Here is a 23,683-nt window from a genome sequence, read left to right on the forward strand (position 1 = left end):
GATGGCGCCGGGTCGGTCGGGGACGGTGTTGCCGCGCCAGGCGACATGATGATCGGGCCGGATCAGCACCAGGTCGCGCTCATACAGTGTGCGGGCACGATCCTCGCGGATATCGACGATCTTCAGTGGCATTCCGCGTTCAGCCGCCGCGGCGGCGAGCGAGTCGACGTCGAGGTTGGCGAATCGCAGGAGAGTAAAGCCCAGCCCGAATCGGTCGAAGATCGCCTGGCCGTCCTCAAGGAAGAGGCTGGGCGGACGCTTCCCTGGCTGGGTGCTGGGTGTATAGGCGTGCATGTGATCGGCTGGAGCCGTGTGTTGTTCATTGCAGATGACCGGCGAGCTGTCGTAGCGGTATCCGAATTCGATTCCGTCGGCTTCGTTTTCGAGATTGCCCAAATCGAGGATCTCTCTGCTCAGGCGTCGGCGGCTGCGTTCGCCGTTCCAGCCCTCGGTGCGAATGACCTTGCGGTAGGCGGTTTTAATTGCCAGGCGCACCAGCGTGTGCCGCGCCGACGCTGTTCGGTTGCGCACCGCCACGGCGCGACGCTCGGCTTCATAGGCTTCGAGGAGGCGATGACCTCCCCAGCCCTGCACAATGGCAGCGAGCATCCAGCCCAGCCCAACGGCATCACCTACACCGGTGTTCATGCCATAGCCGCCGGCCGGCACGACCTGGTGTGCGCAGTCACCGGCCAACCACACACGGCCCTTCCCATAGCTGTCGGCAAGTGACAGGCGCGGGCGCCACGCGTTGGCGCAGATGATCTCGCAGTCGAACTCGATGCCGAGCTTCGCGAACAGAAGTTGCCTCGGCTCGATCGCGTCAGCGTCGGTCCCGGCTCCGAGGAGTGCGTGCAGTGTCCAGGTGTCGTTGTCGTTCTGTGAGATCAGCGTCCATCCCTCGGGTGATTGGGTGTGCCACGCAGTGCCGAACCGCTCGAATAGTTCACGGTTAGGTGAGGTGAAATGGACGAGGAAGAGCCGACCGTCCATCGGGGTTTCCCGGTCGGCGAGGTATGCCCGGATCGCCGCCGGGAGGAGTCGGCCGAGGCCGAGTTCGCGCACCGCAAGACGACGCAGATCGATGTCGTCGAGGCCGATACCCAGTCCGTTGCGCACGACGCTTCCCGCTCCGTCGCAGCCGGCGAGGAACTGGGCCCGGATTGCGCGGGTCTCCCCGGTTGCCGAGCAGCGGATCACCGCGTCGACGCCGTCGACGTCCTGTGCGAAGCTCTCCAGCGCCCAGCCGAACCGGATGTCAATTGTCGGAGAACGGGATTCGAGAATGTTCTTGAGGGCCGGCTCGAGCAGTGCCTGTGACACCCGCATTGCGGGTTCGAGGGCCATCGTGCCGTCGTTGCGCTCGCGGATGAGCGCGCGTCGCTGAGCCGGTGTGGGGTACCGAAAGCGCGCCAGTTCCCATCCGTCGAGGCTGGTTACCCACGACACGTCGAACGGATGATCCTCGGGCACCGCGATCTTGCGCAATTCGTCGGCCACCCCGAGGTGGCGAAACAATTCCATGCTGCGGCCGTTGGTGATGTCCATCTTCGGGTGGGTGGTCGTCGATGGGTTGCGCTCTACCAGGATCGCTGCCACGCCGTGCTGCGCCAAGGTCAAAGCCAAAGTCAGGCCGACGGGTCCACCTCCGGCGACCAGAACCGGAATCTGCTCTGCGCTCGACTGCGCCTGGCCCATGTTGGTCGCTGTGCTCACCGCTCGTACCCCTTCTGCGTGCTTGGGGTTCATTGAACACTATTGTTCAAAATAGATCAAGTATGACTTTTACGCTACACTGTGCTGGGCTAAACAACATCGGTGCACTCTCCGTTGGGGCAGTGCAAACGACCGGAGGGCAAAGTCATGACGACACCGACGGATCGGCGAATCAACGCCGCCGCGGTGCGCCTGTTCACCGCGAAGGGGACGACCCGGCTAACGATCAGCGAGTTGGCCCAGGAGGCCAACGTGGCCCGCGGGACGCTTTACCGCAATGTCGGATCGGTCGAGGGCCTGTTCGATCGCGTGGTCGCGGAGTTCAGCGCGGACTTGCATCGGCGGGTGGCGGCGACTTTCGCCGATATCGATGATCCAGCGGCGCGGCTGGCGATCGGGGTACGGCTGTGGGTCCGCTACGCCCACGAGGACCCGACGATGGGCCGCTTCGCCGTCAGATTCGGCCTCACCGAGGAATCGCTGCGGGCCGTGATGACCGGACCACCCATGCAAGACATCAACGCGGGCATCGCGGCCGGCAGATACGACATCGGCGCGTCCAGCATCGACAGCATCGCCTCGCTGGCCGTCGGTGCCACCGTGAGCGCGATGTGGATGGTGCTCGAGGGTCATCAGACGTGGCGCGACGCTGGAACCTCAACCGCCGAACTCCTGCTACGCGCAATGGGAATCGATCCCGCCGAGGCTCGCAGAATCTGCATGGCCGACCTACCGGACCTGTCCACGGCATGAGGCTCCGCGTGAAGGCAGCGCGCGCCGCGCCCTACCTGAGTTCGGACGACGACAGGCCCAGCAGGCGGCGGGCGACCACCAGCTGCTGAATCTGCTGGGTACCCTCGAAGATGTCCATGATCTTCGAGTCGCGTGCCCACTTCTCCAGCAGCGTTTGCTCGGAATAGCCGGCGGTGCCGGCTAATTCGACAGCCTTGAGCGTAATGTCGCTGCCGACTCGGCCGGCCTTGGCCTTGGCCATCGACGCCTCTTTGGAGTTGGGGATCTTGTTGTCGGCCTGCCAGGCCGCGCGCAGCGTCAGCTGGTAGGCGGCCTCCCAGTCGGCCTCCATCCGCAGAAACTCTGCGGCGGGAGCACTTTGAGCGTGCGAGGGTTTGTCGTAGGAGATCTCCACGCCGGCATTGGTCAAGATCTTGCGCAGCTCTTCCAGTGTGGCGCGGGCGATCCCGACGGCCATGGCCGCCACCACCGGCCGGGTGTTGTCGAAGGTCTCCATCACTCCGGCGAACCCCTTGCCAGGCTCGATTTCGGGATTACCCAGCAGGTTGTCCTTGGGGATGCGCGCGTTGTCGAACCGGATGACGGCGGTGTCGGAGCCCTTGATTCCGAGCTTGTTCTCCAGCCGCTCGACGGTGACGCCCGGGTGTTCGCGCGGCACGATGAACGACTTGATCGCCGGGCGGCCCTTTGACTTGTCCAGCGTCGCCCACACCACAATATGAGTCGCTCGCGAACCTGCGGTGACGAAAATCTTCTCGCCGTTGATCACGTATTCGTCGCCGTCCAGCTTGGCTGTGGTGGACACCGCCGCCGAATCCGACCCGAAGCCCGGTTCGGTGATGGCCATCGCCGCCCAGACTTTGCCCAGACGCTTCAGCTGCTCGTCGCTGGCTACAGCAGAGACTGCCGCGTTGCCGAGGCCTTGGTAGGGGATCGACAGCAGCATCGCCGCATCGCCCCAACTGGCTTCCAGGGCCTGCAGCACGGCTGCCATGTTGCTGCCGTTGCGGTTCTCTTCCGAGCTTTCGCTGGCGCGAAGCCCGTCGGCTCCGGCCATATCGAAGGTGTTGGATTCGGCCGCCCCGGCGAACAACTCGGCCAATGTGTCGAGCTCGACCGGGTAGGCGTGTTCTTGGATGTCGTATTTGCGGGCGATCGGCCGCATCATCTCCGCGGCGCCTTGATGTGCCTTATCGATCACCGCGTGCATCTTGCGGGGCAGTTCCAGATTGATTGCCATGATTGATCTTTCGATTGCGAACTGGATGACGGACTTAGATGGCTACTTAAATGACTACAACGCCCTCAGCTATACCGATGGCCCGCAGGTCGCGGTACCAGCGCTCGACGGGGTGCTCCTTGGTGTAGCCGTGGCCGCCGAGCAGTTGCACGCCGTCCAGGCCGATCTGCATGCCCTTGTCGGCGCCGAGCCGCTTGGCCAGTGCCGCCTCGCGAGTGAACGGCAGGCCTTGTTCGGCGCGGGCCGCCCCGCGCCAGGTGATCAATCGGAGCCCGTCGAGTTCGATGGCGATGTTGGCGCACATGAACGCGACCGATTGGCGATGCGCAATGGGCTCGCCGAACGCTTCGCGTTCCTTCACGTAGGGGATGACGTAGTCGAGCACCGCGTTCGACGTCCCGACCGCCAATGCCGCCCAGCCCAGCCGAGACAGCGCGATGGCTTCGGAGTAGTCGGCGTCGCTTGCATCGTCCTCGCCCAGCCGCGCACTCACCGGCACCGCCACGTTGTCGAGTTCTACTCGACCCAGTGCGGCGGCGCGGATACCCATGCTCGGGTCGGGCTTCACGGTCAGGCCGTTGCTCGACGACTCGACGATGAACAATGCGGGCTTGCCGTTGAGTTGGGCCGCGACCACGAACAATTCGGCGTTGGCCGCCGCCGGGACCAGCGACTTGACTCCGTCGAGCCGGTAGCCGCTTGGCGTGCGCACCGCCGTGGTCTTCAGCGCCGTCGGGTCGAACAGTGGCTGCGGCTCGGCGATGGTCACGCAGGCCTGCGGGACGTTCTCCCCGGCGAACTCTTCGAGGTAAGTGGCCTGCTGGTTGGCGCTGCCCCAGTGGGTGAGCGCGGCGGCGACTCCCGCCGGCGCCAGGATCGGCAGTGCCAGCCCCATGTCGCCGTAGGCCAGCGCCTCGGCGACCAGCACGTTGGTGACACTGGATCGCTCCGCGGCAATGCCGTCGAAATCCTCGGGAACGTTGACCGCGGTGATCCCCAACTCCGCGGCCTTGGCGACCAGATCCGGGGGATAGGTCGTTGCTTCGTCGGCGTCGTGCGCCGCCGGACGCAAAATCTCCTCGGCGAACTGCTCGACGGTCTCGACGATGAGTTTCTGGTCCTCGTCCGGGGTCAGATCGAAGTAGTCCTTGCCGCTGGTCTTCAGCCGGGTCGGTCCGCCGCGGAGACCTTGAACGCGTTTGAACTGACGGCTAGTGGCCCCGGCGGTGGAGAACACCGTCTTGGTGCCGTAGCGCAGCGACCGGTTGAGCGGATCACGCAGGTGGTATTTATCCAGGAATTCCTGGCCCACGATGGGGGTCAGCAGGCCCAGCGCAACGTCGATGCCAGTCCGCTTGTGCTTGTACTCGCCGACGGCGGTTTTGCGACCAGTGCGTTTCTTGCGCGGTTTCGAGCCGTTCGTTGGAGCGACAGTATTTGTCATGTCAGCAGCCTCGTTCGTTGGGGCAGTGCGGATAACTGTATCTTACTCCAGAGTAAGGTAGCGAGGTCTGTTAACTACTTCACACCGGCTACCCGGTGGCAAGCCTGCCCAATACCTGGTCGTGCAGAACGCCGTTGGTCGCCACTGCGCTGCCGCCATGCGGCCCGGCGGTGCCATCGAGGCTGGTGAATGTCCCGCCGGCCTCGCGCACCAGGATGTCCAGCGGCGCCAGGTCCCACACCGACACCTCCGGCTCGGCGGCGATGTCGACGGCCCCCTCGGCTACCAGGCAGTAGGACAGGAAATCGCCGTAGGCGCGCACCCGCCACACCTCATCTGTCAAATCGAGGAAGCGTTCCCGCAGACCGAGCTGAACCCATCCGGACAGGCTCGAGAACGACAAGCTGGCCGAATTCAGCTGCGCCACTGAGGAAACCGAGAGCAGACGGGCCGGGGCGTCGCCGACCGCTGCGAACGCGCCGGCGTCGCTGGCGGCCCACCATCGGCGCTGCAGCGCCGGCGCGCTGACCACCCCGACGCGGGGCACGCCGTCGTCCAGCAAGGCGATCAGGCTGGCCCACACCGGCACGCCCCGGACGAAATTCTTGGTGCCGTCGATCGGGTCGATGATCCACTGGCGGCCGGCCAAAGCGGTTGACCCGCCGAACTCTTCACCGAGGATGCTGTCGCCGGGCCGGACCCGCCCGAGCGTCTCACGCAAACCGGTTTCGACGGCGCGGTCCGCGTCGCTCACCGGTGTCAGGTCGGGTTTGGTGTCGACCTGCAGGTCCAGCGCCCCGAAGCGGGCCAGGGTCACCGCGTCGGCCTGGTCGGCCAGCGTCAACGCCACCGCGAGATCGTCCTCAGTCATGGCGCCACTCTCCCCGCAAGCGGCGACCCCCCGGGTTCAAGCCGGCATCATCGTCGCCGTCGCGGTTCATGCGTGCAGTCCTACCATGGCGTGGTGTGGGAAATCGGCATGGTGCTGTTGCTGGTCACGATTCTGACGGTGTTTCTGGTGCCGCGGTTCATCCGTGGCGGACCACGCTCGGACGCGCTCAGCGGCACGCTGCTGATCACCGGAGTCAGCCCGCGGCCTGAGGCCACCGGCGAGCAGTACGTCACGATCACCGGTGTCATCGACGGACCAACCGTCAGCGACTACACCGTCTATCAACGGATGGCCGTCAATGTCGACAACTGGCCGGCCGTGGGCGATTTAAAGCCAGTGGTGTACTCACCGCGAAATCCCGACAAATGGGCTTTCACGCCGCCCGAAACGCCCACCGGCTGAGCCGGAAAGTGCAGTGACGGCAACAGTTTTCGCTCGCCGCCGGTTCAGCTGCCGGTCCAGCGGCCCGCCCGCAGATGCTGGTTGCGAACATCCAGGGCTTCCTGGGTAGCGGGAACCTGCCGATCGCCACCAGGGGCAGCGGTGGCTTGGGCGCGCACGGCCAGCGGTCGCTGCTCATGTTCGTATTGCTCGAACGCCTGCCGGAGATCTGCGGGGTGGTCACGAAGGGCCTGCGCCAGCAGCCATGTGCCGGTCAGGGCCAGTTTCGTCCCGCGCCCGGAAAGAGGGGAAGCACAATGCGCGGCGTCGCCGACCAGCACAACGCGCCCGCTGTGCCATGAGGGCAGGTGAATCTGGCTGACCGAATCGAAGTACAGCTCGGGGTCGTTGCGTGCGGCGTCGAGTAGCTCCGGGACTCTCCACTCGTCATGTCCGGCGAATGCGTCGTCCAGAATCTGTCTCTGCGCCGCCAGGTCGTGGTAATCGTAGTCGATCCACGGCGAGCGAAAGTTGAACACGGCCAACGCTTTATCGTTATACGTGGCGATCCCGATCATGTGGCCGGGAAAGTTGTACATCGGGTTGGCGCGATCGGGGTTCACCGCACCCGGTAGGTCGGCCAAGGCGACATAGAAGCCGAGGTGTTGCAAAAATTGCGTTTCCGGTCCGAAGGTGAGTCTGCGAGTGGCTGAGTGCATTCCGTCGGCCCCCACGACAAGCTCATAACGCTGCCGCGCGCCGGAGCTGAAGACCACGTCTACCCCCGCGTCGTCCTCGGCAAGTTCGGCGATCGATTCGCCGAACAACAGTCGGGTCGATGGGTGCAGTGCGTCGCGCAAGATGTGGACCAAGTCTTCGCGTGGGATCTCGATGTCGTCGGGACGGTCGCCAATCGCATCGACGGGCAATTCGGCGATGAGATCGCCGCGGCTGTCAACGAATTGGACGCGTTCGGTCATCGTGACCCGATGTGCGCGGATCTGATCGAGTATGCCCATCTTGGCGGCGACCTCGATGGATTCACCGCGGATGTCGATCGGGGAGCCGTTGACCCTCAGATGGGTCGCTCGCTCGACGATGGTGACATCGTGGCCGTCGGCGCCGAGGTTCACCCCGGCGCTCAGTCCGGCGACGCCCCCACCCGATACCAGGATTCGCATGAATGGCTCCTTCCGTCGGCGTAAGCAGATAAGATACGTGGCGTATCCAAACGACCGTAGGCTCTCCGGTTAGGAAACGCAATGTCTCTTAAGGAAGCGAGTCCGCAGCGACGGCGCGGGCGTGCGCTCGAGGAAGCGCTGCTGGATGCCACCTGGGCAGAGCTGACCGAGCGCGGCTACGACTTGTTCACCATCGACGCAGTTGCCACGCGAGCCGGCACGAGCCGGGCGGTGCTGTACCGGCGATGGCCCGGCAAGCAAGAATTGGTGCACGCCGCGCTGTTACACGTTGCGAGCAAGGATTTCGTGGCGGCACCGGATACCGGCACGTTGCGCGGCGACATGATCGAACTGATGCGGCGGGCCAACAAGATCCGATTTCGCCTGGCGGTTCAGCTGCTCACCCGCCTCGGCGGCTTTTATCGCGAGACAGGCACCAGTCTGGCCGGGCTGAGCGCCGCGGTTCTGGGTGGCCGTGAACCTATCTTGGACGGGGTGATCCAGCGGGCGATCGATCGTGGTGAGATCTCGGCCGATCGCCTGACCGAGCGGATCACGCGGCTTCCGCTGGATTTGTTCCGCTACGAGCTGCTCATGACACTCGAGCCCGTCCCCGACGCCGTGATCGAAGAGATCGTCGACACGATTTTCCTGCCGCTGGTTCGGGGGGCGGTGCGGGGCTGAAAAACTAGCCGTGGCTGATGTGCAGTAGCTTGGCCAGGCTCGGCAGCTTGACGCGCGGTCGGCCGTGCGGCTCCCCGGCCGATCGCTCATGCTCGTCAATCAGCTTCCAGTGCGCGGAGGTGACGAGCTTCGGCTGACGGGAGGCCAGCCAGTCGGCCAGCTTGTCGGCATGGTCGTCGGGGAAGTCCGCCAGCTCCGTGGCGCCGGTCAAATCGGCGATCAGGGTATCGACCGTCTCCTGCGAGTCCTTTTTGTTGGTCCCGATCACGCCGGACGGTCCGCGCTTGATCCAGCCGACCACGTATTCGTTGCGACGGCCCTCCACCCGGCCGTCCGTGTGGGGGATCGTCGCGCTCTTGTCGTCGAACGGCAGGCCCGGAGTGGGCAGACCGCGATATCCCACGGACCGCACGACCAGCTGAACCGGCAGCTCCTCGCGGTCGCCGGTGTCCTTGGCCGAGACCCGCCCATGCTCGTCACTGACCAGTTCGTTGCGACCCAGCACGATGCTCTCAACTCTTTCCTCGCCCTTGATCTCGATCGGCGAGGTCAAGAATCGGAACACCATCCGTCGGTGTCCCGGACGCGGCTCGCGGCCGATGTAGCCGCGCAACGCCTTGATGTTCTGTTTGGTCGTCTTGCCTGCGGCCTCGAGGTCCTCGTCGGTGATGCCGTCCAGCTGGGCGGGGTCGACGATCACGTCGACGCCTTCGAGGTCTGCCAATTCACGCAGCTCGAGTGTGGTGAACGCGGATTGCAGCGGACCACGACGACCTATGACCACCACTTCCTCCACGCCGCAGGGTCGTAGCGATTCCAGGGCGTGGTCGGCGATGTCGGTTTCTGCCAGCACATCGGGGTCGGTGATGAGGATGCGTGCGACGTCGAGTGCGACATTGCCGTTCCCGATGACAACGGCTCGGGCGCCCGACAAGTCAGGTGTCGCCTGCTCGAAGTGTGGGTGGGCGTTGTACCAGCCGACGAAGTCGACCGCAGCGACGCTGCCGCGCAGTTTTTCGCCGGGGATATTCAACGATCGATCGGATTGGGTCCCGATGGCATAGATCACCGCGTCGTAGCGTTCGGCGAGTTCAGCGGCCTCGACGTGCTCGCCGACCACGACATTGCCGAAGAAGCGGAAGCGCGGGTCCTCAGCTGTTTTCTCGAACTGCTTACTGATCGACTTGATCTTGGGGTGATCGGGTGCGACGCCGGAACGCACCAGGCCCCAGGGTGTCGGCAGCATTTCCAGCATGTCGACGCGTGCGTCGACGTCCTCAGCGGAATCGGCGGCCTTCAGCAGCGATGCCGCCGCGAAGAATCCGGATGGACCAGAGCCGACGATTGCGACGTGGTAAGGACGCATAATCCCCGATGTTAATTCGTCCGTCCCGCCGAGCCGCGGCTGGCCGCATCGTCGCCGCGCGTAACGGCGCCGGTAACGTGATGAGCTGTGGACCCCGACAGCCAGGCCGACATCGCCGCACTTGACGCCACCCTGACCACGGTGGAGCGCGTGCTCGATATCGACGGTCTGCGCAGCCGTATCGACAAGCTCGAGCACGAGGCGTCCGATCCCAACCTGTGGGATGACCAGGCCCGAGCGCAGCGGGTGACCAGCGAGCTTTCCCACACCCAGGGCGAGTTGCGGCGCGTCGAAGACCTGCGCCGCCGCCTCGACGATCTGCCAGTGCTCTACGAAATGGCGGCCGAAGAAAGCGGCGACGCCGCGGCCGAGGCGCAGGCCGAGGCGGACGCGGAGCTCAAGGCGCTGAGTGCCGATATCGAGGCTATGGAGGTCCGCACCCTGCTCTCGGGTGAGTACGACGAGCGCGAGGCGCTGGTCACCATCCGTTCCGGTGCGGGCGGCGTGGACGCCGCGGACTGGGCCGAGATGCTGATGCGGATGTATATCCGGTGGGCTGAGCAGCACAAATATCCCGTTGAGGTATTCGACACGTCGTATGCCGAAGAGGCCGGGATCAAAAGCGCGACGTTTGCCGTGCACGCGCCGTACGGGTACGGCACCCTGTCCGTCGAACAGGGCACGCACCGATTGGTGCGCATCAGTCCGTTCGACAATCAGAACCGACGGCAGACGTCCTTTGCGGAAGTCGAGGTGCTGCCGGTGGTGGAGACCACCGATCACATCGATATCCCTGAGGGCGATCTCCGTGTTGACGTGTACCGATCCAGCGGTCCGGGCGGTCAGTCGGTGAACACCACCGACTCGGCGGTTCGACTCACGCACATCCCGACCGGTATCGTCGTGACGTGTCAGAACGAGAAGTCGCAGCTACAGAACAAGGTGGCCGCGATGCGAGTTCTTCAGGCAAAGTTATTGGAACGCAAGCGATTAGAAGAACGCGCCGAGCTCGATGCATTGAAGGGGGACGGCGGCAGCTCCTGGGGTAACCAGATGCGGTCCTACGTACTGCACCCGTATCAGATGGTCAAGGACCTGCGTACGGACTACGAGGTGGGCAACCCGGCTGCCGTTCTCGACGGAGACATCGACGGGTTCCTGGAAGCGGGGATCCGGTGGCGCAACCGAAAAGATGACGACTGATAAACACTTTCTCTCGATAGCGACCGGCCAACCCTGGTGGGATGTCTGGCGCGGCGATCTCCGCGACTGGCTGTTGACCAGCGGTCTTCATATCGTCTTGTTGCTGATCGGGGCGGTGCTCGCGGCGCGATTCGTCAACTGGGCCGCGCAGAAGGTGACCGAGCGGCTCGACGAGGGGTTCGTCGAGGGCGACGCGCTGGTGCGTTCGGAAGCCAGCAAGCACCGCCAGACCGTTGCGTCACTGATCTCGTGGGTGTCGGTGGTGCTGATCGCGATCATGGTCGCCGTACAGCTGGCCGACATCCTCAACATCCCGGTACGCGAATTTGTGGCGCCGGCAACGGTGATCGGGGCTGCGCTGGGTTTCGGCGCCCAACAGATGGTGAGAGACCTGCTGGCCGGGTTCTTCATCATCCTCGAGAAGCAATATGGCTTCGGCGATCTGGTCACGCTTACGGTGGTCTCGGCGACGGACGCCACCGGCACCGTCGAAAATGTGACGCTGCGAGTCACTCGGCTGCGCGCCTCCGATGGCGAGTTGTTGACGATCCCCAACGGTCAGATCGTCAAAACGGTGAACCTGTCGAAAGATTGGGCGCGCGCCGTGGTCGACATCCCGGTGCAAGCCAGCGCTGATCTGGGCATGATCAACGACACGCTGCGCCAGGCGTGCGAGCACGCGCGCGACGACAAGCTGTTGGGCGAGTTGCTGTTGGATGCGCCCACCCTGATGGGCGTGGAGAGCATCGAGGTCGACGTCGTTACCTTGCGCTTGGTGGCGCGCACGTTGCCCGGTAAGCAATTCGAGGCCGGCCGGCGACTGCGGGCCCTGGTGGTCCGTGCTCTTGCCCGCGCAGGCGTGGACACGCCGAGTGAGACACCGGTGACGGTCGGAGCCATCGCCGCGGGCGCCGAGGACGATACGCGGGGTCCCAACCATTGACGAATTTCATGCAGAAACGGCCGCGACGACACGCTGACGCGCAACGCGTCTGGCCGGGGTATTTGTTCGGCGGGCACGTACGTACGTCCACGCTGGTGCTGATCATTGCTTTCGCAGCGTTGTGGTGGGTCTACAGCGACCACGAGCACTCGAAATCTTCATCGAGAACCACTCAGGTGCCTGCAACCGAGGTGGTGCCACCGGGCTACGTGCCCGACCCGAACTACACCTGGGTGCCGCGCAGTCAGGTCCAGGAACCGTCAACCACCGTGACCGTGACGCCGACAACCACGCCCCCTCCGCCACCGACGACAACCACACCGCCGCCGCCCTTCACGCTGCCAACGATTGTGTTGCCGCCGCCGTTCGGTCCGCCCGCGACGACGACGTCGCCAGCGCCCGGCCAGGCGCCGACACCCCCGGCCGCGCCGCCACTGCCCGGCTTCGCGCCGACACCTCCGGCCCCGCCGCCACTGCCCGGCTTACCCTGATGGCCCGGCTCCTCCTCGGCCCCAAGGCGGCCGCATCGTCACCGGGCGCCCTGCTGGCCCGCCTGGCGAACGTTAGCCAAACTCACCGTTACACTGGCGACCCGTGATGATCACCCTCGACCATGTCACTAAGCAGTACAAGTCGTCGGCGCGGCCAGCGCTGGACAACGTCAACGTGAAGATCGACAAGGGTGAGTTCGTCTTCCTGATCGGCCCATCCGGCTCCGGCAAGTCGACGTTCATGCGGCTGCTGCTGGGCGCCGAGACGCCCACCACCGGTGATGTCCGGGTCTCGAAGTTTCACGTCAACACGTTGCCCGGACGCCACATCCCGAAACTGCGTCAGGTACTCGGCTGCGTCTTCCAGGACTTCCGGCTGCTGCAACAGAAGACGGTCTTCGATAACGTCGCGTTCGCACTGGAGGTCATCGGCAAGCGCGGCGAGGTGATCAACCGGGTGGTGCCCGACGTGCTGGAGATGGTCGGCCTGTCCGGTAAGGCCAGCCGGCTGCCGCACGAGTTGTCCGGGGGCGAGCAGCAGCGGGTGGCCATCGCCCGGGCTTTTGTCAACCGGCCGCTGGTGTTGCTGGCCGACGAGCCCACCGGGAACCTCGACCCGGAGACCAGCAACGACATCATGGATCTGCTGGAGCGGATCAACCGCACCGGCACCACTGTGCTGATGGCCACGCACGACCATCACATCGTCGACTCGATGCGGCAGCGCGTGGTGGAGCTGTCACTGGGCAGGCTGGTGCGAGACGAGCAGCGCGGCGTCTACGGGATGGACCGCTAAGTGCGCTTCAGCTTCCTGTTCAACGAGGTACTGACCGGTCTTCGTCGCAATGTCACCATGACCGTCGCGATGATCCTGACCACCGCGATTTCGATCGGCCTGTTCGGTGGCGGCCTGCTGGTGGTCCGATTGGCCGACCACTCACGCAGCATCTATCTCGACCGGGTCGAGACGCAGGTCTTCCTGAACGATGACCTTTCGGCCAACGATGCGACCTGCCAGAGCCCGCCGTGCAAGGCGCTGCGCGAGAAGATCGAGGCGCGTAAGGACGTCAAGTCGGTGCGGTTCCTCAATCGCCAGGAGGCCTACGACGACGCTATTCGCAAGATCCCACAGTTCAAGGACCTCGCGAGCAAGGATGCATTCCCGGCGTCGTTCATCGTCAAGCTGGACAATCCCGAGCAGCACGCCGACTTCGACGCCGCGATGCAAGGCCAGCCCGGGGTCGACCATGTGCTCAACCAGAAGGATCTGATCGACCGGCTGTTTGCCGTGTTGGACGGTCTCAGCGATGCCGCCTTCGCCGTCGCCTTGGTGCAGGCCGTCGGGGCGATCCTGTTGATCGCCAACATGGTCCAGGTCGCGGCCTATACGCGTCGGACTGAGGTCGGCATCATGCGGTTGGTCGGCGCGACGCGCTGGTATACCCAGCTGCCCTTCCTGGTCGAGGCCATGGTGGCGGCGACCGCCGGCGTCATCATCGCCATCGTTGGCCTGATCGTCGTGCGAGCGATGTTCCTGGACAATGCGCTGAGCCAGTTCTATCAAGCGCATCTGATCGCCCCGGTCGACTACGCCGACGTCCTCTATATCTCGCCGCTTCTGTTGTTGGTGGGCGTCGCGATGGCCGGCGTGACGGCATACGGGACTTTGCGCCTGTACGTGCGGCGGTAGCGGTGGCTAAAAAGGCGCCTGGACAGCAGGTCGTCGCCACCAACCGCAAGGCGCGGCACGACTATTCAATCCTCGAGGTCTTCGAGGCCGGGTTGGTTTTGCTCGGCACTGAGGTAAAGAGCCTCAGAGACGGTAAGGCGTCGCTGGTGGACGCCTACGCAACCGTCGACGACGGCGAAGTCTGGCTGCGCAACCTGCACATTCCGGAATATCACCACGGCAGCTGGACCAACCACGAGCCGCGTCGTACCCGGAAACTGTTACTCCACAGGCGCCAAATCGACGGACTGATCGGCAAGATACGTGATGGTAACCTCGCGCTGATTCCGTTGAAGCTCTACTTCTCTGAGGGAAAAGTCAAGGTGGAAATTGCGCTGGCGCGCGGCAAGCGCGCGCACGACAAGCGTCAGGACATGGCGCGTCGCGACGCTCAGCGGGAAGTAGTCCGTGAATTGAGCCGACGAGCCAAGGGCATGAACTGATCGGCGCCGCGTACGCCCAGCTGTCCGCGGTCAGCTACGGCGTCAGTGACTTTGTCGGGGGGGTTGCCTCTCGACGCGCGGCCGGGCTCCGCGTCATGGTGGTCACCTACCCGGTCGCCACGGTCCTGCTGGGCGTGACGGCTGCCATGGCTGGCGGCCCGGTTCACTCGGGCGCGCTGCTGTGGGGCTCGCTGTACGGGATCAGTCAGGCGATCGGCGTCTATTGGTTCTACGCGGCGGTGAGCGCCGGACCGATCTCGGTGGTCTCACCGCTAGCCGCGATACTCAACGCTGCCGTCCCTGTCGCCGTCGGCGTGGCGCTCGGCGAGCGACCGGGGGAGACCGCGTCGGTAGGCGTGGTGCTGGCCATGTTTGCGGTGATCCTGGTGAGCCGGGAGTCGCCCGCCGACGAGGATGTCCGCACCCACCGGTTCACCAGCAAAGTGGCCTGGTTGACGGTCGGCTCGGGGGTGGCGTTCGGGCTGGACTTCGTGCTGCTGCACCAGGCCCCGGCGGAGTGTCGGCTGTGGCCACTGTTCTTTGCGCGGGCGGCGGCCACCGTGCTGGTGTTCGCCGTGGCGGGGATGAGCAACAATCTCCAACTTCCGTCCAGGACGCCGCTGCGGCTGGCGGTCGCCGCGGCGCTGTTGGATACCTGCGCCAACATCACCATGCTGCTGGCGATTCAAAAATGGCTGCTGTCGTTGGCCAGCATCTTGATTTCGCTGTATCCGGCGACGACGGTCATCCTGGCCATCATCGTGCTGCGCGAGCGGCTGACCCGCTGGCAGGCCCTCGGCATGATCCTGGCCGCAGTCTCGGTCAGCATGATCGCCGTTACTTGACCGGCGTCGCGCTGGCCCTGCTGGCGGCGATCGGCTTCGGCGTCGACGACTTCCTCGGCGGTATCGCCTCGCGGCGAGTGGCCGCCATACGGGTCGTGCTGGTGTCCTACCCGATCGCGATGGTGCTACTCGGTGTGCTGGCCGCCGTCATCGGCGGGCCGATCTCTGCCGGCGCGGTGATATGGGGATCGCTCGGTGGGATCGCCCAGGCGTGCGGAGTGTGGTGGCTATACGCGGCCCTTGGTGCCGGCCCGATCTCGGTGGTCTCGCCGCTGACAGCGGTGCTGACCGCAACCGTGCCCGTGGCGATCGGCATTGCCATGGGGGAGCGGCCCGGCGTGTTGGCTGCGGTGGGCATCGGGCTGGCGATGGTCGCGGTGGTACTGGTCAGCAGGAGAGCCACTAACGACGACGGCACGCCACACCGGTTCACCACGGCGGTGGCCTTTCTGACGATCGGCTCCGGTGTGGCGTTCGGGCTGAACTTCGCGCTGATGCATCAGGCGCCAGTCGAGTCCAGGTTGTGGCCGCTGCTGTTCGCGCGGATGTCGGCCACCGTGCTGGTGATCTTCGCGGCCGCGGCCAGCCGCAATTTGCGGGTCCCGTCCGGGAAACCGTTGCGGCTGGCGCTAATCCTCCCGGTGCTGGACGCCGGCGCCAATGTCGCGATGCTGCTGGCGCTGCACGCGTCGTTGCTGTCGTTGTCCAGCGTCTTGATCTCGCTGTATCCCGTGGCGACCGTTGTGTTGGCGATGACGGTGCTGCGCGAGCGGGTGACTCGCTGGCAGGCACTCGGCATGATCCTGGCGGCAGTGTCGGTCAGCATGATCGCCGCGAAGTGACGTCCGTCTAACATCAGGCGGCATGAGCAGCCCCGGGCGTCCGGTCACCGAACTCGACAAATCCGACGTGCTGTCGGGTCTCTTCGGCACCTGGGACAGCCTGGACCGATTGCTGACCGGGCTGTCCGAAGAGCAGTGGCAGACGCCGACGCCGCTGCCCGGCTGGACCGTACACAACGTCGTCGCGCACATCATCGGCACCGAATCGGTGCTGCACGGCATCAGCACACCGGACGCCGATATCGACGTCTCGACACTGGACCACGTGCGCAACGACGTCGGCGTCGCCAACGAGTGCTGGATCCGGCACCTGAGCGCAGAATCCGGCGCCGACCTGCACCAGCGGTTCCGCACGCTGACAGCCGATCGCCGTAAACGCCTGAGCGACATGGCTATTGACGACTGGAACGCGCCGACCCTGACCCCGGTCGGCCCAGACGGTTATGGGCGGTTCATGCGGGTGCGGGTCTTTGACTGCTGGATGCACGAGCACGATATCCGCGATGCCCTGGACGAACCGGCCTCCGAGGCTGACCTCGTCGGCCCGGCGGCGCGACTGACGCTCGACGAGATGGTTACCAGCATGGGCTACGTGGTCGGCAAGCTCGGTAAAGCGCCCGACGGGTCCCGGGTCGCCATCGAGCTCACCGGTCCGCTGGCCCGCACCATCCGCGTCGCCGTCGACGGTCGCGCCAAGTTGGTGGACAACTTCGGCGGACAGGAGCCGACGGCCACGATCCGGGTCGACGGCGTGCTGTTCACCCGGCTGGCCGGCGGCCGAGCAGAGCCCGGTGCCGGCGGCGTCGAGCTCGGCGGTGACCAGGAAGTCGCCAGTCGCATCGTCGAGCACCTGAACTACACCATCTGAGAGCTCATGGCGTTATGCAGCCGGGATGTTTTGTACCGGAGGCGTCGTTGCAGATCGCGTACCATTGAGTGTCCTGCCGAAAGTCGGCGGGGATGCGAGGGGCTGAACGGTTTCGACTTCGCGCATCGAATCAAGGGAAGCGTGCCGGTGCAGGCAAGAGACCACCGTAAGCGTCGTTGCAACCATATAAGCGCCGATTCACATCAGCGCGACTACGCTCTCGCTGCCTAAGCGACAGCTAGTCCGTCAGACCGGGAAAGCCCTCGGCCCGGACCCTGGCGTCAGCTAGAGGGATCAACCGATCAGTTCGGTCGCGGGACTGATCGGGACACTCACAGCGACTGGGATCGTCATCTCGGCTAGTTCGTGTGACCGAGAGATCCGAGTAGAGGCATAGCGAACTGCGCACGGAGAAGCCTTGAGGGAATGCCGTAGGACCCGGGTTCGATTCCCGGCAGCTCCACAACAGAAGATGCTGGTCAAGGATAGTTTTTAGAAGCCACACGAGCCACGTCAACAACCCGCCGGGTCGATTAACGCGTATGCAGGCTGACGATCGGGCATGGCCAACGCGCCTCCCGCGGGCGTGGTGGTCGTGATCGTGACCGGTTAATAGAACAGGCCGGAGAACGCGTCAGCGATCTGGGAACACAAGCTTCATTTCCAATGGCCGGGGGCCAACTCTGTGGCTACCAAGTGGATTCGCACCGGACGGCCCACCACCGAGTCACCCCGAGGTCAGCCGAAGAGTTGTTGGAAGCTGGACCAGGTGGACCCGTTGTTGTCGTTGACGGCCTCAAGCAACGCGTAGGGAAGTGCATATGTGTTGACGTCGGCGAGCTGGCGTGGCGGCGGCTGAGCCAGGGCGGTCGCGTCTTCGTAGTACCAGACGATGACATCGATGTTGGCGGGTTGTTGGAGCCGCCGGCCGGCCAGCAGCGCGAGAAGCGCTTGCGCAATCGCGGGGTATTCGGTGTTGACCGGATCACCGAGCCACTTGAGCAGGTCGGCAGGGTTCAGGCTGGTGGTGATGTTGAGCGCGGCCAGCGCCGCGACGATCTGAGGTGGGGTGAGTGCCGCACCGGGATTGCTGGAACGCCAGCCCAGCGGCGGCAGATCGGTGACGTTGAGGTTGGCGCGCATCAGCAGCGACGTGTAGGGGCTCCAGGTCGACATCGTGTAGAAGATCGTGGTCGCGTGGCCCGCTTTCACCGTTCCCTGGATCAGCGGTTCGATGACGGCCGGCGAGTACACGATTCCGCCGGTGTTCGCGACGTCACCGGGCACCGCCATGCTCACGTCGTACATCCAGTCTTGGCGGGTGAGGCCAACGACATTGTTGGCCGTGTGGGTGTAACTCCACGGCTTGTTGGTGACGGCCGGGTCGACTGGGGTGTACCACTGGTGCTGAAGTCGCACTGGTGTGGTCCACGGACCCCACGGCGTCGACGCGAACCGCAGGCAGACCCCGTACACGACGCGGCTGGTGTAGGTCATCATCCACGCGCTGAGGTACGGGTTGAATCGCACCGACAGTTCGGCGATGGTTGGATCCGCAAACAGCGGGGCGGCGGCGTCCTCGTTGTTGTCGACCCAGACCGGGGCACCGGCGTTGACGCCGGCGAAGTACCGCACTGGGGTGCCGGTGTCGATCGCCGATAGCGGCAGCGCGGCCAGGTAGACCTCGCTGGAGTGATAGATGCCGGTGCCCCAGACCGCCAGGGTATCGCCGAAGTCGGCCAGACCGAGGTCGGCGCCGCGGACCTGGGCGATCGACACGTTCAGGAAATGAGTATTCGAAAACTGGTATAGGTGAGTGAAGTTGAAGCCATTGTCGGTGGCCTTTACGACGTCGGTGTGCCCGAAGGATTGGTAGCCGGGCGACAGCTGCACCGAATCCAGCGAGTAGAACAGGTACATCGCGCCGTTGACGTCGATCCCGTCCAACGGCACGCTGTACACCTTCTGACTGTCCCGCATTCCAGCGATGACCGGTGGTTGCGAGTTGAAGCTGAGCGTCAATCCGGTGTTCGCGTTGAAATCCGAGAGGTCCGCGTACGCGATCGTGTCAAGGTTGAGGATCGCCTCCGGGTCGGTGAACGTCGTGTCGCCGAACAGGAAGCACATCCGGCCGTTGTGCATGAACTGGTTGCCCAGATCGGTGCCCTGGATAGTGGCCCGGGTTTCGGTCTGGTTGAACGCGGACCCGAACGGTGTGACCGGCGGGCGGACCGTGCCGGGCACTACGCCGGGTGGGGGCACATAGCGGCCCACGTTCACCTGGTTGTCGGGTGCTTGCGTCCAGGCCCAGAACATCCGGTCCAGGCCGACGGCGAGGCTGCTGCTCAGCGCGCTGGTCTGGGGTGTCCGGGGTCGGCCGGCGAAGGTCTGACCGCCGTCGTCCGACGCCAGGATGCGCAGCCGACCGGTGAGGTCTTCAGCCACGGCGAGGAACAAGCGGTTCTGAAACGATGCGAGCGTCGGGCCTACCTCGGTGGTGTCGGGCAGCGTGACCTTCTCGGTCAGGGTCGAGCTGCCCGCGGGTAACTCAGCGATGTTCACCCGGCGGTCGCTGCCCGCCCACGCGACGAGCAGCCGGTTGTCGTGCGATACCAGCGCCGGCGCGGCGATGGTCACTTCGTCGTTGAACGTCACGACGTTGGTGAACGCCGGAGTGCCGGCTTGCCAGAACGCCATGTTGAGGAAACCGTTGCCGACCCCCTTCCACGCCAGGACCAGCTGCCCGGCGTGCTCGGTCAGCGCCGGGCCGGCGTCGGTGGCCGGAGTGATCGGCGCGGTGATGCCTAAGCGGGTGCCGATCGCCGCGCCGGCCCACCCGCGCGGTGTGTATTGCAGTACCGCGACGTTGAGTTGCGGATTGTTCAGGCCCTTCCACGCCATAAACACGGTGCCGGCCCGCGCGGCCAGCGCCGGCGCCGCGTCGGTGAAGTCCGACGTGGGCGGCGCCGGGACGTAGTTCGTGGAGGCGTCGGCCTGCGGGTTGAATTCGTCGGTCGACCCGCTGAGCTGCAAGCGGCCATCTGCGGCGTTCGGCCACGCCGCGATCAGCGCGGTGGGCATGTTGGGGCCCGCGTCGGCGGGCACGACGACAGTGACCGCGGGCCCAGTGGAGGCGTTGCTGGGCTGCACAGCCCTACTCGTCCAGCCTTCCAGGTCGTACTCGCCGATCAGCTGACAGATTTTGCCGACGTTTTTGTAGTGATTGACGTGCGGCTCCTCGGGGATCCGGCCCAGATCCCCCTGGTTCAGTTCGTCGCTGACCGAATTGAAATCGACGATCTGCTTCGTTCCCCCGAACGCCCACTGCGGCTGCGGTGTGGCGTCGTTGAACCGCAGGTAGTTGCCGATCGACTGCGTGCACTGCACGACCAGCGCCTCGAAGTCGTGATGGCTTGCGCCGTCGGGATAGTCGCTTTGGATCAGCGCCACCCCCGCGGCGGCGAACGAGTCGGGGCTGTCTCCGCCCGACGCCATGACGCGCTGGCCTTTGGTCCAGGTCGGGGAATCGGTGGTGTCATGCCAGAAGTGGCGGATCTCGATGTGGCCGGCGGGCATCCGCAGCCCGACCAGCACCTCGAAGTTGCCTTGCCCCGAACTGTCCCGGAAATCGCTTTCGATGATGACCGCGCCGCCGGCCACCACGTCGCCAGAGCCGGTGATCGGTGTGGGGTTGGTCGTCCACACGCCGGTCGCCCCTACCCGGGTGATGTGCCGCAGCATCGACAATCCGTTGGGCCCCCGGACCGGCACCACCACCTCGATGCTGTTGCCGTTTCGGCTGCTTTCGATCAGGCATCCGGGCCCGGTCACCACATCGCCGGGCTGAGTGACCTGCAGGGCGCGCTGCCAGGGCTGTTGGTGATTCGGCGGGTCATCCCGCCAGTAATGCCACAGCACCGGGTTGCCGTCGGGGCCCTCGATCGGGACAACCACCTCGAAGTTGCCCTCAGATCCGAACGAGCTCTGGATGATGCAGCCCGGCCCGAGTACCTGATCCGAGAGCGGGGTGACCGCGCCGCCCTGCTGCCACACCGAATTCGCGGTTGTCGAGTTGTCGCGCCAGAAATGGGTCAGCTGCAGCTGGCCACCGGGCAGGGTCAGCGGGACGACCACTTCGAAGTTGCCGGCCACACCAGGGCTTCCCTTGTAATGGCTCTGGATCAGCGACCCCGCGTATGCCGCGTTGCTGCAAATACGGAGCCCGGGGCCCCACGCCTGCCCACCCGTTGCGGTGTTGTTCCGCCAGTAGTGCCACAGCTCGTTATTGGCGAGTTTGATGACCGCTTCGAAATTGCCGTGACCACTCCCGAACGAGCTCTGGATGAGGCCGGCAAACACTTCAGGGCGGGGTGGGCGCATGTCGAGCAGTGTGACACGGTCAGTCGGCTATTGACACCGGATTATCGGACTTCATCCTGCGCGCCGCTCGTGTCGTCGAGGCTGCAGGCTCTGCGGCACAGCGGGATCCGCCGACACCACCGTTCACCGCCCCCACCACCACGCGTGCACCGACCGCATGAAGTCGAGGTCCGCCAGTGACGCACTGTGCGACCGAACTCCCACGAATCCATCGCTCCACTGTGCGTGATCCGGAATCCGTTGTCGTGGCCCTGTCAGTCCTACGAAAGCCAGACGATGCTTGGCCCTCAGTCCTGCACCAACGGCCGTTGCACGGTAAGTGTTGTCGGACAGAAGCTTTCATTTGCGGGCGCGGTGCCACGGCTATCGAAGTTATCCATATCGGTGGCCGTGGACTGCACGCGCGCGACGCTCTTCAGCTCACCCGCGATCCGCTCAAAGTTCGCACCTTCCTTGGCCAAGACCGCAGGATCGGTGGTCAGTTGCCCCATGCGGGGCGGTATATGGCCGCTCATTAGGCCCCGATTGCGGGAAAACTACCTGGCACCAACGACTGGCATTAACGGGTTGGAGCCATTGGGCGCGCGTCGTTCCATCCGTCGAGCAGTTAGTCGGGATGGCGCCTCGACGGCTCGCCACCATGCTCGCGGATCGACCAACGCACGGGCGGCCTGGAGCCGCAGCTCGGCGTCGATGACCTCCCTGTGTGACGCTTCGGCATCATGCGCACAGCGGTCGGGTCGCGGCACGCAAGCCACCACCGGAATTCCAGTGGGAAAGAGAGTAGTCGACTACTCGTGCCAAACCGACGGGGTGGTCGGAGGCTTGCCGTGTGAACTTCAGGCATGAGGAGCCGCCGATTATCACCCCGCACATCGGTGTGGACGTCGGTGACGTGATGGAAGCCGACATCCCCGGCTGCTATCACCTCATCACCGCCAAGCAGCCGACCCCGATATCGGACAGCGGCTATGTCACGATCTTCGATTCCTACCCGACCTTCCAGATGGTCGGTGGCCGACTGGTGCTGATGAGCGAGGAGGAGGCCCATCAGGCGTATCTCAGGTGGTCGGCGGGCCCGCACCAGCCTCAGGAAAGTCACACCGATCAGTAGACGGTGACCTTCGGTTAAGCTGCACAGACCTCGCCGCACATTCGGAAGAGTTGACCCCTTAAGGGTGTAGGACTCGTACATTCTTTGGGTCGAATGTGGCACCGCGTGGGGAGGCCCCTTGGAACGGTGCCTTCCAAACTTGCGCCAGGGCGGAGGACGACCCCCTCCACGTCAAGTCGGCCGATGGCAGTCCTCAGCCGCCGCAGGGCGCGACCAGTGCCAGATTCCTGGAACGACTGCTCACTGAGCACGCTCACCACTCAAGCCCGTACACCCAGTTTATTTCCCAGCCCTGCCCGTACTTCTGCTCGGGAGGTGCGTGCCGCGCTGGACCTCCCGGCGGCTCAGCCACCGCCGACCAGCTGTTGTAGTCAACAATGATCGTGTCGTCATAATAAACTGTTATCGATGTTTGGTTACGTTCGCTGTATTTAAGGATCTCCACCCAACTATCCAGGTTGTCGTACTCGGTCCACGTAACCGGAGGGGTAACGGTGCCGTATAGCGTCGCGAAAGCAGAAGCGTGGATGGGCCGGTGAAAAAAGCCCAGAGTCCCGGCAAAAGTGCTTTGTTCCCCGGGATCAAGGCCCATTTTGAAAGAAAACGTTACGCCATCGTCGTGGAGGTACTGGGGTCTTCCGCTCAACCATTGCCGCATCTTTTCTCCAGTTCTGGTTATGTAGTCCGAGTGTGATCCGGGGCCAAATAAAGATATGCCCTAGGACTTCCGCTGTGGTCAGATTGGACCGGCGAACATGACCGGCTAGGTGGGCCCCCATGACGTTGTGACCAAGACGTCCTCGGCTCGTTCCAGCATGAGAATGGTGGTCATGGTGCAGCAACCTTTTGTCGGTGTGTCAGCCCGCCGATTGGTTAGCCCGCAGATAGCCACGACTCCGGATGGTCGGCTCGAAAACCGCCGTTGACGTGCAACTCTGGTGCGCGGTACCTGGATTGAATCAGTCACGGCTTGCCAAACGGCGAGGATGCTTTCGCCTAATCTGCTATCTCCGAATCTTTGTGGTCGCCTGGAGACTGGCGGACTTGCGGCTTGAGCCACCGGCGCAAAGCATTTCGAGACGGCCAGCACCGAACTGCGCCGCCTAATCCGCCGAGGGGTTCGAGACCGTGCGCCCTTTGAGAAAGGCTGAATTGCATTGCGCCACAA

General features: G+C 64.6%; 22 protein-coding genes and 1 other RNA gene. 14 read left to right on the plus strand and 9 right to left on the minus strand.

Annotation, left to right across the window (positions count from 1 at the left end; translation table 11 throughout):
* Window positions 1-1,716: FAD-dependent monooxygenase (locus VNW74_RS17405; RefSeq protein ID WP_325678992.1), on the minus strand; the 1,716-nt coding region annotated here is incomplete at its 3' end.
* A 147-nt stretch (window positions 1,717-1,863) separates the two neighbouring features.
* Between VNW74_RS17405 and VNW74_RS17410 the strand changes: the two genes are divergently transcribed.
* Window positions 1,864-2,469, plus strand: a complete 606-nt coding sequence (locus VNW74_RS17410; RefSeq protein ID WP_325678994.1) for a TetR/AcrR family transcriptional regulator — start codon at window positions 1,864-1,866, stop codon at window positions 2,467-2,469.
* A gap of 31 nt (window positions 2,470-2,500) precedes the next feature.
* Here VNW74_RS17410 and VNW74_RS17415 read toward each other — a convergent pair whose 3' ends face one another.
* The 3 genes from VNW74_RS17415 to hisN all read right to left on the minus strand — a co-directional run bounded on the left by VNW74_RS17415 (window position 2,501) and on the right by hisN (window position 6,024).
* A complete protein-coding gene (locus tag VNW74_RS17415; RefSeq protein ID WP_325678996.1) occupies window positions 2,501-3,709 on the minus strand; it encodes an acyl-CoA dehydrogenase family protein in 1,209 nt (402 codons plus the stop codon).
* 46 nt (window positions 3,710-3,755) lie between these two features.
* Window positions 3,756-5,153 carry an acyl-CoA dehydrogenase family protein gene (locus tag VNW74_RS17420; RefSeq protein ID WP_325678999.1) on the minus strand — a complete coding sequence of 466 codons (1,398 nt, stop codon included), beginning with the start codon at window positions 5,151-5,153 and terminating at the stop codon, window positions 3,756-3,758.
* An 88-nt stretch (window positions 5,154-5,241) separates the two neighbouring features.
* A complete protein-coding gene (gene hisN, locus VNW74_RS17425; RefSeq protein WP_325679001.1) occupies window positions 5,242-6,024 on the minus strand; it encodes a histidinol-phosphatase in 783 nt (260 codons plus the stop codon).
* A 93-nt stretch (window positions 6,025-6,117) separates the two neighbouring features.
* On the opposite strand from hisN, the gene VNW74_RS17430 reads away from it, so the two are divergent.
* Window positions 6,118-6,447 carry a hypothetical protein gene (locus VNW74_RS17430; protein ID WP_325679029.1) on the plus strand — a complete coding sequence of 110 codons (330 nt, stop codon included), beginning with the start codon at window positions 6,118-6,120 and terminating at the stop codon, window positions 6,445-6,447.
* Between the two features lie 44 nt (window positions 6,448-6,491).
* Here the strand turns inward: VNW74_RS17430 and VNW74_RS17435 are convergent, their stop codons facing one another.
* On the minus strand, window positions 6,492-7,607 hold the full coding sequence (locus tag VNW74_RS17435) for an FAD-dependent monooxygenase (RefSeq protein ID WP_325679003.1): 1,116 nt from the start codon (window positions 7,605-7,607) through the stop codon (window positions 6,492-6,494).
* 81 nt (window positions 7,608-7,688) lie between these two features.
* On the opposite strand from VNW74_RS17435, the gene VNW74_RS17440 reads away from it, so the two are divergent.
* Window positions 7,689-8,291: a TetR/AcrR family transcriptional regulator gene (locus VNW74_RS17440; protein ID WP_325679005.1), complete on the plus strand. Its 603-nt coding sequence runs from the start codon at window positions 7,689-7,691 to the stop codon at window positions 8,289-8,291.
* Window positions 8,292-8,295: 4 nt separating this feature from the next.
* Here VNW74_RS17440 and VNW74_RS17445 read toward each other — a convergent pair whose 3' ends face one another.
* Entirely contained in the window at window positions 8,296-9,657 is a 1,362-nt protein-coding gene (locus VNW74_RS17445; RefSeq protein WP_325679007.1) for an FAD-dependent oxidoreductase, read from the minus strand.
* Window positions 9,658-9,744: 87 nt separating this feature from the next.
* On the opposite strand from VNW74_RS17445, the gene prfB reads away from it, so the two are divergent.
* The 10 genes from prfB (at window position 9,745) to ssrA (ending at window position 17,487) form a co-directional block, all read left to right on the plus strand.
* Complete coding sequence (gene prfB, locus VNW74_RS17450; protein ID WP_325679009.1) at window positions 9,745-10,860, plus strand: peptide chain release factor 2; 1,116 nt, start codon at window positions 9,745-9,747, stop codon at window positions 10,858-10,860.
* Window positions 10,850-11,803, plus strand: coding sequence for a mechanosensitive ion channel family protein (locus tag VNW74_RS17455; RefSeq protein ID WP_325679011.1), 954 nt, complete (start codon window positions 10,850-10,852; stop codon window positions 11,801-11,803). The genes prfB and VNW74_RS17455 overlap by 11 nt, the downstream gene beginning before the upstream one ends.
* Before the next feature lie 8 nt (window positions 11,804-11,811).
* Window positions 11,812-12,294 (plus strand): hypothetical protein, encoded by a 483-nt coding sequence (locus VNW74_RS17460; protein WP_325679013.1) that lies wholly within the window; start codon window positions 11,812-11,814, stop codon window positions 12,292-12,294.
* Window positions 12,295-12,400: 106 nt separating this feature from the next.
* Window positions 12,401-13,090 carry a cell division ATP-binding protein FtsE gene (gene ftsE, locus VNW74_RS17465; RefSeq protein ID WP_325679031.1) on the plus strand — a complete coding sequence of 230 codons (690 nt, stop codon included), beginning with the start codon at window positions 12,401-12,403 and terminating at the stop codon, window positions 13,088-13,090.
* Complete coding sequence (gene ftsX / locus VNW74_RS17470) at window positions 13,091-13,984, plus strand: permease-like cell division protein FtsX (RefSeq protein WP_325679015.1); 894 nt, start codon at window positions 13,091-13,093, stop codon at window positions 13,982-13,984.
* A 2-nt stretch (window positions 13,985-13,986) separates the two neighbouring features.
* A complete protein-coding gene (gene smpB / locus VNW74_RS17475) occupies window positions 13,987-14,466 on the plus strand; it encodes an SsrA-binding protein SmpB (RefSeq protein ID WP_325679017.1) in 480 nt (159 codons plus the stop codon).
* Window positions 14,463-15,311, plus strand: coding sequence for an EamA family transporter (locus VNW74_RS17480; RefSeq protein ID WP_325679033.1), 849 nt, complete (start codon window positions 14,463-14,465; stop codon window positions 15,309-15,311). Before smpB ends, VNW74_RS17480 begins: the two co-directional genes overlap by 4 nt.
* Window positions 15,308-16,153, plus strand: a complete 846-nt coding sequence (locus VNW74_RS17485) for a DMT family transporter (RefSeq protein WP_325679019.1) — start codon at window positions 15,308-15,310, stop codon at window positions 16,151-16,153. The genes VNW74_RS17480 and VNW74_RS17485 overlap by 4 nt, the downstream gene beginning before the upstream one ends.
* A gap of 22 nt (window positions 16,154-16,175) precedes the next feature.
* Complete coding sequence (locus VNW74_RS17490; RefSeq protein WP_325679021.1) at window positions 16,176-17,021, plus strand: maleylpyruvate isomerase family mycothiol-dependent enzyme; 846 nt, start codon at window positions 16,176-16,178, stop codon at window positions 17,019-17,021.
* Window positions 17,022-17,119: 98 nt separating this feature from the next.
* Window positions 17,120-17,487, plus strand: a transfer-messenger RNA (tmRNA) gene (gene ssrA, locus VNW74_RS17495).
* Between the two features lie 272 nt (window positions 17,488-17,759).
* Here ssrA and VNW74_RS17500 read toward each other — a convergent pair.
* Together VNW74_RS17500 and VNW74_RS31920 are read right to left on the minus strand one after the other, a co-directional pair.
* Window positions 17,760-21,401 (minus strand): DUF4185 domain-containing protein, encoded by a 3,642-nt coding sequence (locus VNW74_RS17500; RefSeq protein WP_325679023.1) that lies wholly within the window; start codon window positions 21,399-21,401, stop codon window positions 17,760-17,762.
* A 287-nt stretch (window positions 21,402-21,688) separates the two neighbouring features.
* On the minus strand, window positions 21,689-21,892 hold the full coding sequence (locus tag VNW74_RS31920; RefSeq protein ID WP_414686710.1) for a hypothetical protein: 204 nt from the start codon (window positions 21,890-21,892) through the stop codon (window positions 21,689-21,691).
* Between the two features lie 341 nt (window positions 21,893-22,233).
* Between VNW74_RS31920 and VNW74_RS17510 the strand changes: the two genes are divergently transcribed.
* Complete coding sequence (locus tag VNW74_RS17510) at window positions 22,234-22,515, plus strand: hypothetical protein (protein ID WP_325679025.1); 282 nt, start codon at window positions 22,234-22,236, stop codon at window positions 22,513-22,515.
* A 253-nt stretch (window positions 22,516-22,768) separates the two neighbouring features.
* On the opposite strand, the gene VNW74_RS17515 is transcribed toward VNW74_RS17510, so the two are convergent.
* Complete coding sequence (locus VNW74_RS17515) at window positions 22,769-23,173, minus strand: hypothetical protein (RefSeq protein ID WP_325679027.1); 405 nt, start codon at window positions 23,171-23,173, stop codon at window positions 22,769-22,771.
* Window positions 23,174-23,683 lie beyond the last annotated feature (510 nt).

The sequence above is a fragment of the Mycobacterium sp. genome, assembly GCF_035570115.1.
Lineage (GTDB): Bacteria > Actinomycetota > Actinomycetes > Mycobacteriales > Mycobacteriaceae > Mycobacterium.

Bases quoted from the DNA above. Each gene is read 5' to 3' on its own strand.
- VNW74_RS17410 (WP_325678994.1), top strand. From the start codon at position 1,864: ATGACGACACCGACGGATCGGCGAATCAACGCCGCCGCGGTGCGCCTG.
- VNW74_RS17415 (WP_325678996.1), bottom strand. From the start codon at position 3,709: ATGGCAATCAATCTGGAACTGCCCCGCAAGATGCACGCGGTGATCGAT.
- VNW74_RS17420 (WP_325678999.1), bottom strand. From the start codon at position 5,153: ATGACAAATACTGTCGCTCCAACGAACGGCTCGAAACCGCGCAAGAAA.
- hisN (WP_325679001.1), bottom strand. From the start codon at position 6,024: ATGACTGAGGACGATCTCGCGGTGGCGTTGACGCTGGCCGACCAGGCC.
- VNW74_RS17435 (WP_325679003.1), bottom strand. From the start codon at position 7,607: ATGCGAATCCTGGTATCGGGTGGGGGCGTCGCCGGACTGAGCGCCGGG.
- VNW74_RS17440 (WP_325679005.1), top strand. From the start codon at position 7,689: ATGTCTCTTAAGGAAGCGAGTCCGCAGCGACGGCGCGGGCGTGCGCTC.
- VNW74_RS17445 (WP_325679007.1), bottom strand. From the start codon at position 9,657: ATGCGTCCTTACCACGTCGCAATCGTCGGCTCTGGTCCATCCGGATTC.
- VNW74_RS17455 (WP_325679011.1), top strand. From the start codon at position 10,850: ATGACGACTGATAAACACTTTCTCTCGATAGCGACCGGCCAACCCTGG.
- VNW74_RS17460 (WP_325679013.1), top strand. From the start codon at position 11,812: ATGCAGAAACGGCCGCGACGACACGCTGACGCGCAACGCGTCTGGCCG.
- ftsE (WP_325679031.1), top strand. From the start codon at position 12,401: ATGATCACCCTCGACCATGTCACTAAGCAGTACAAGTCGTCGGCGCGG.
- VNW74_RS17490 (WP_325679021.1), top strand. From the start codon at position 16,176: ATGAGCAGCCCCGGGCGTCCGGTCACCGAACTCGACAAATCCGACGTG.
- VNW74_RS17500 (WP_325679023.1), bottom strand. From the start codon at position 21,401: ATGCGCCCACCCCGCCCTGAAGTGTTTGCCGGCCTCATCCAGAGCTCG.
- VNW74_RS31920 (WP_414686710.1), bottom strand. From the start codon at position 21,892: ATGGGGCAACTGACCACCGATCCTGCGGTCTTGGCCAAGGAAGGTGCG.
- VNW74_RS17515 (WP_325679027.1), bottom strand. From the start codon at position 23,173: ATGCGGCAATGGTTGAGCGGAAGACCCCAGTACCTCCACGACGATGGC.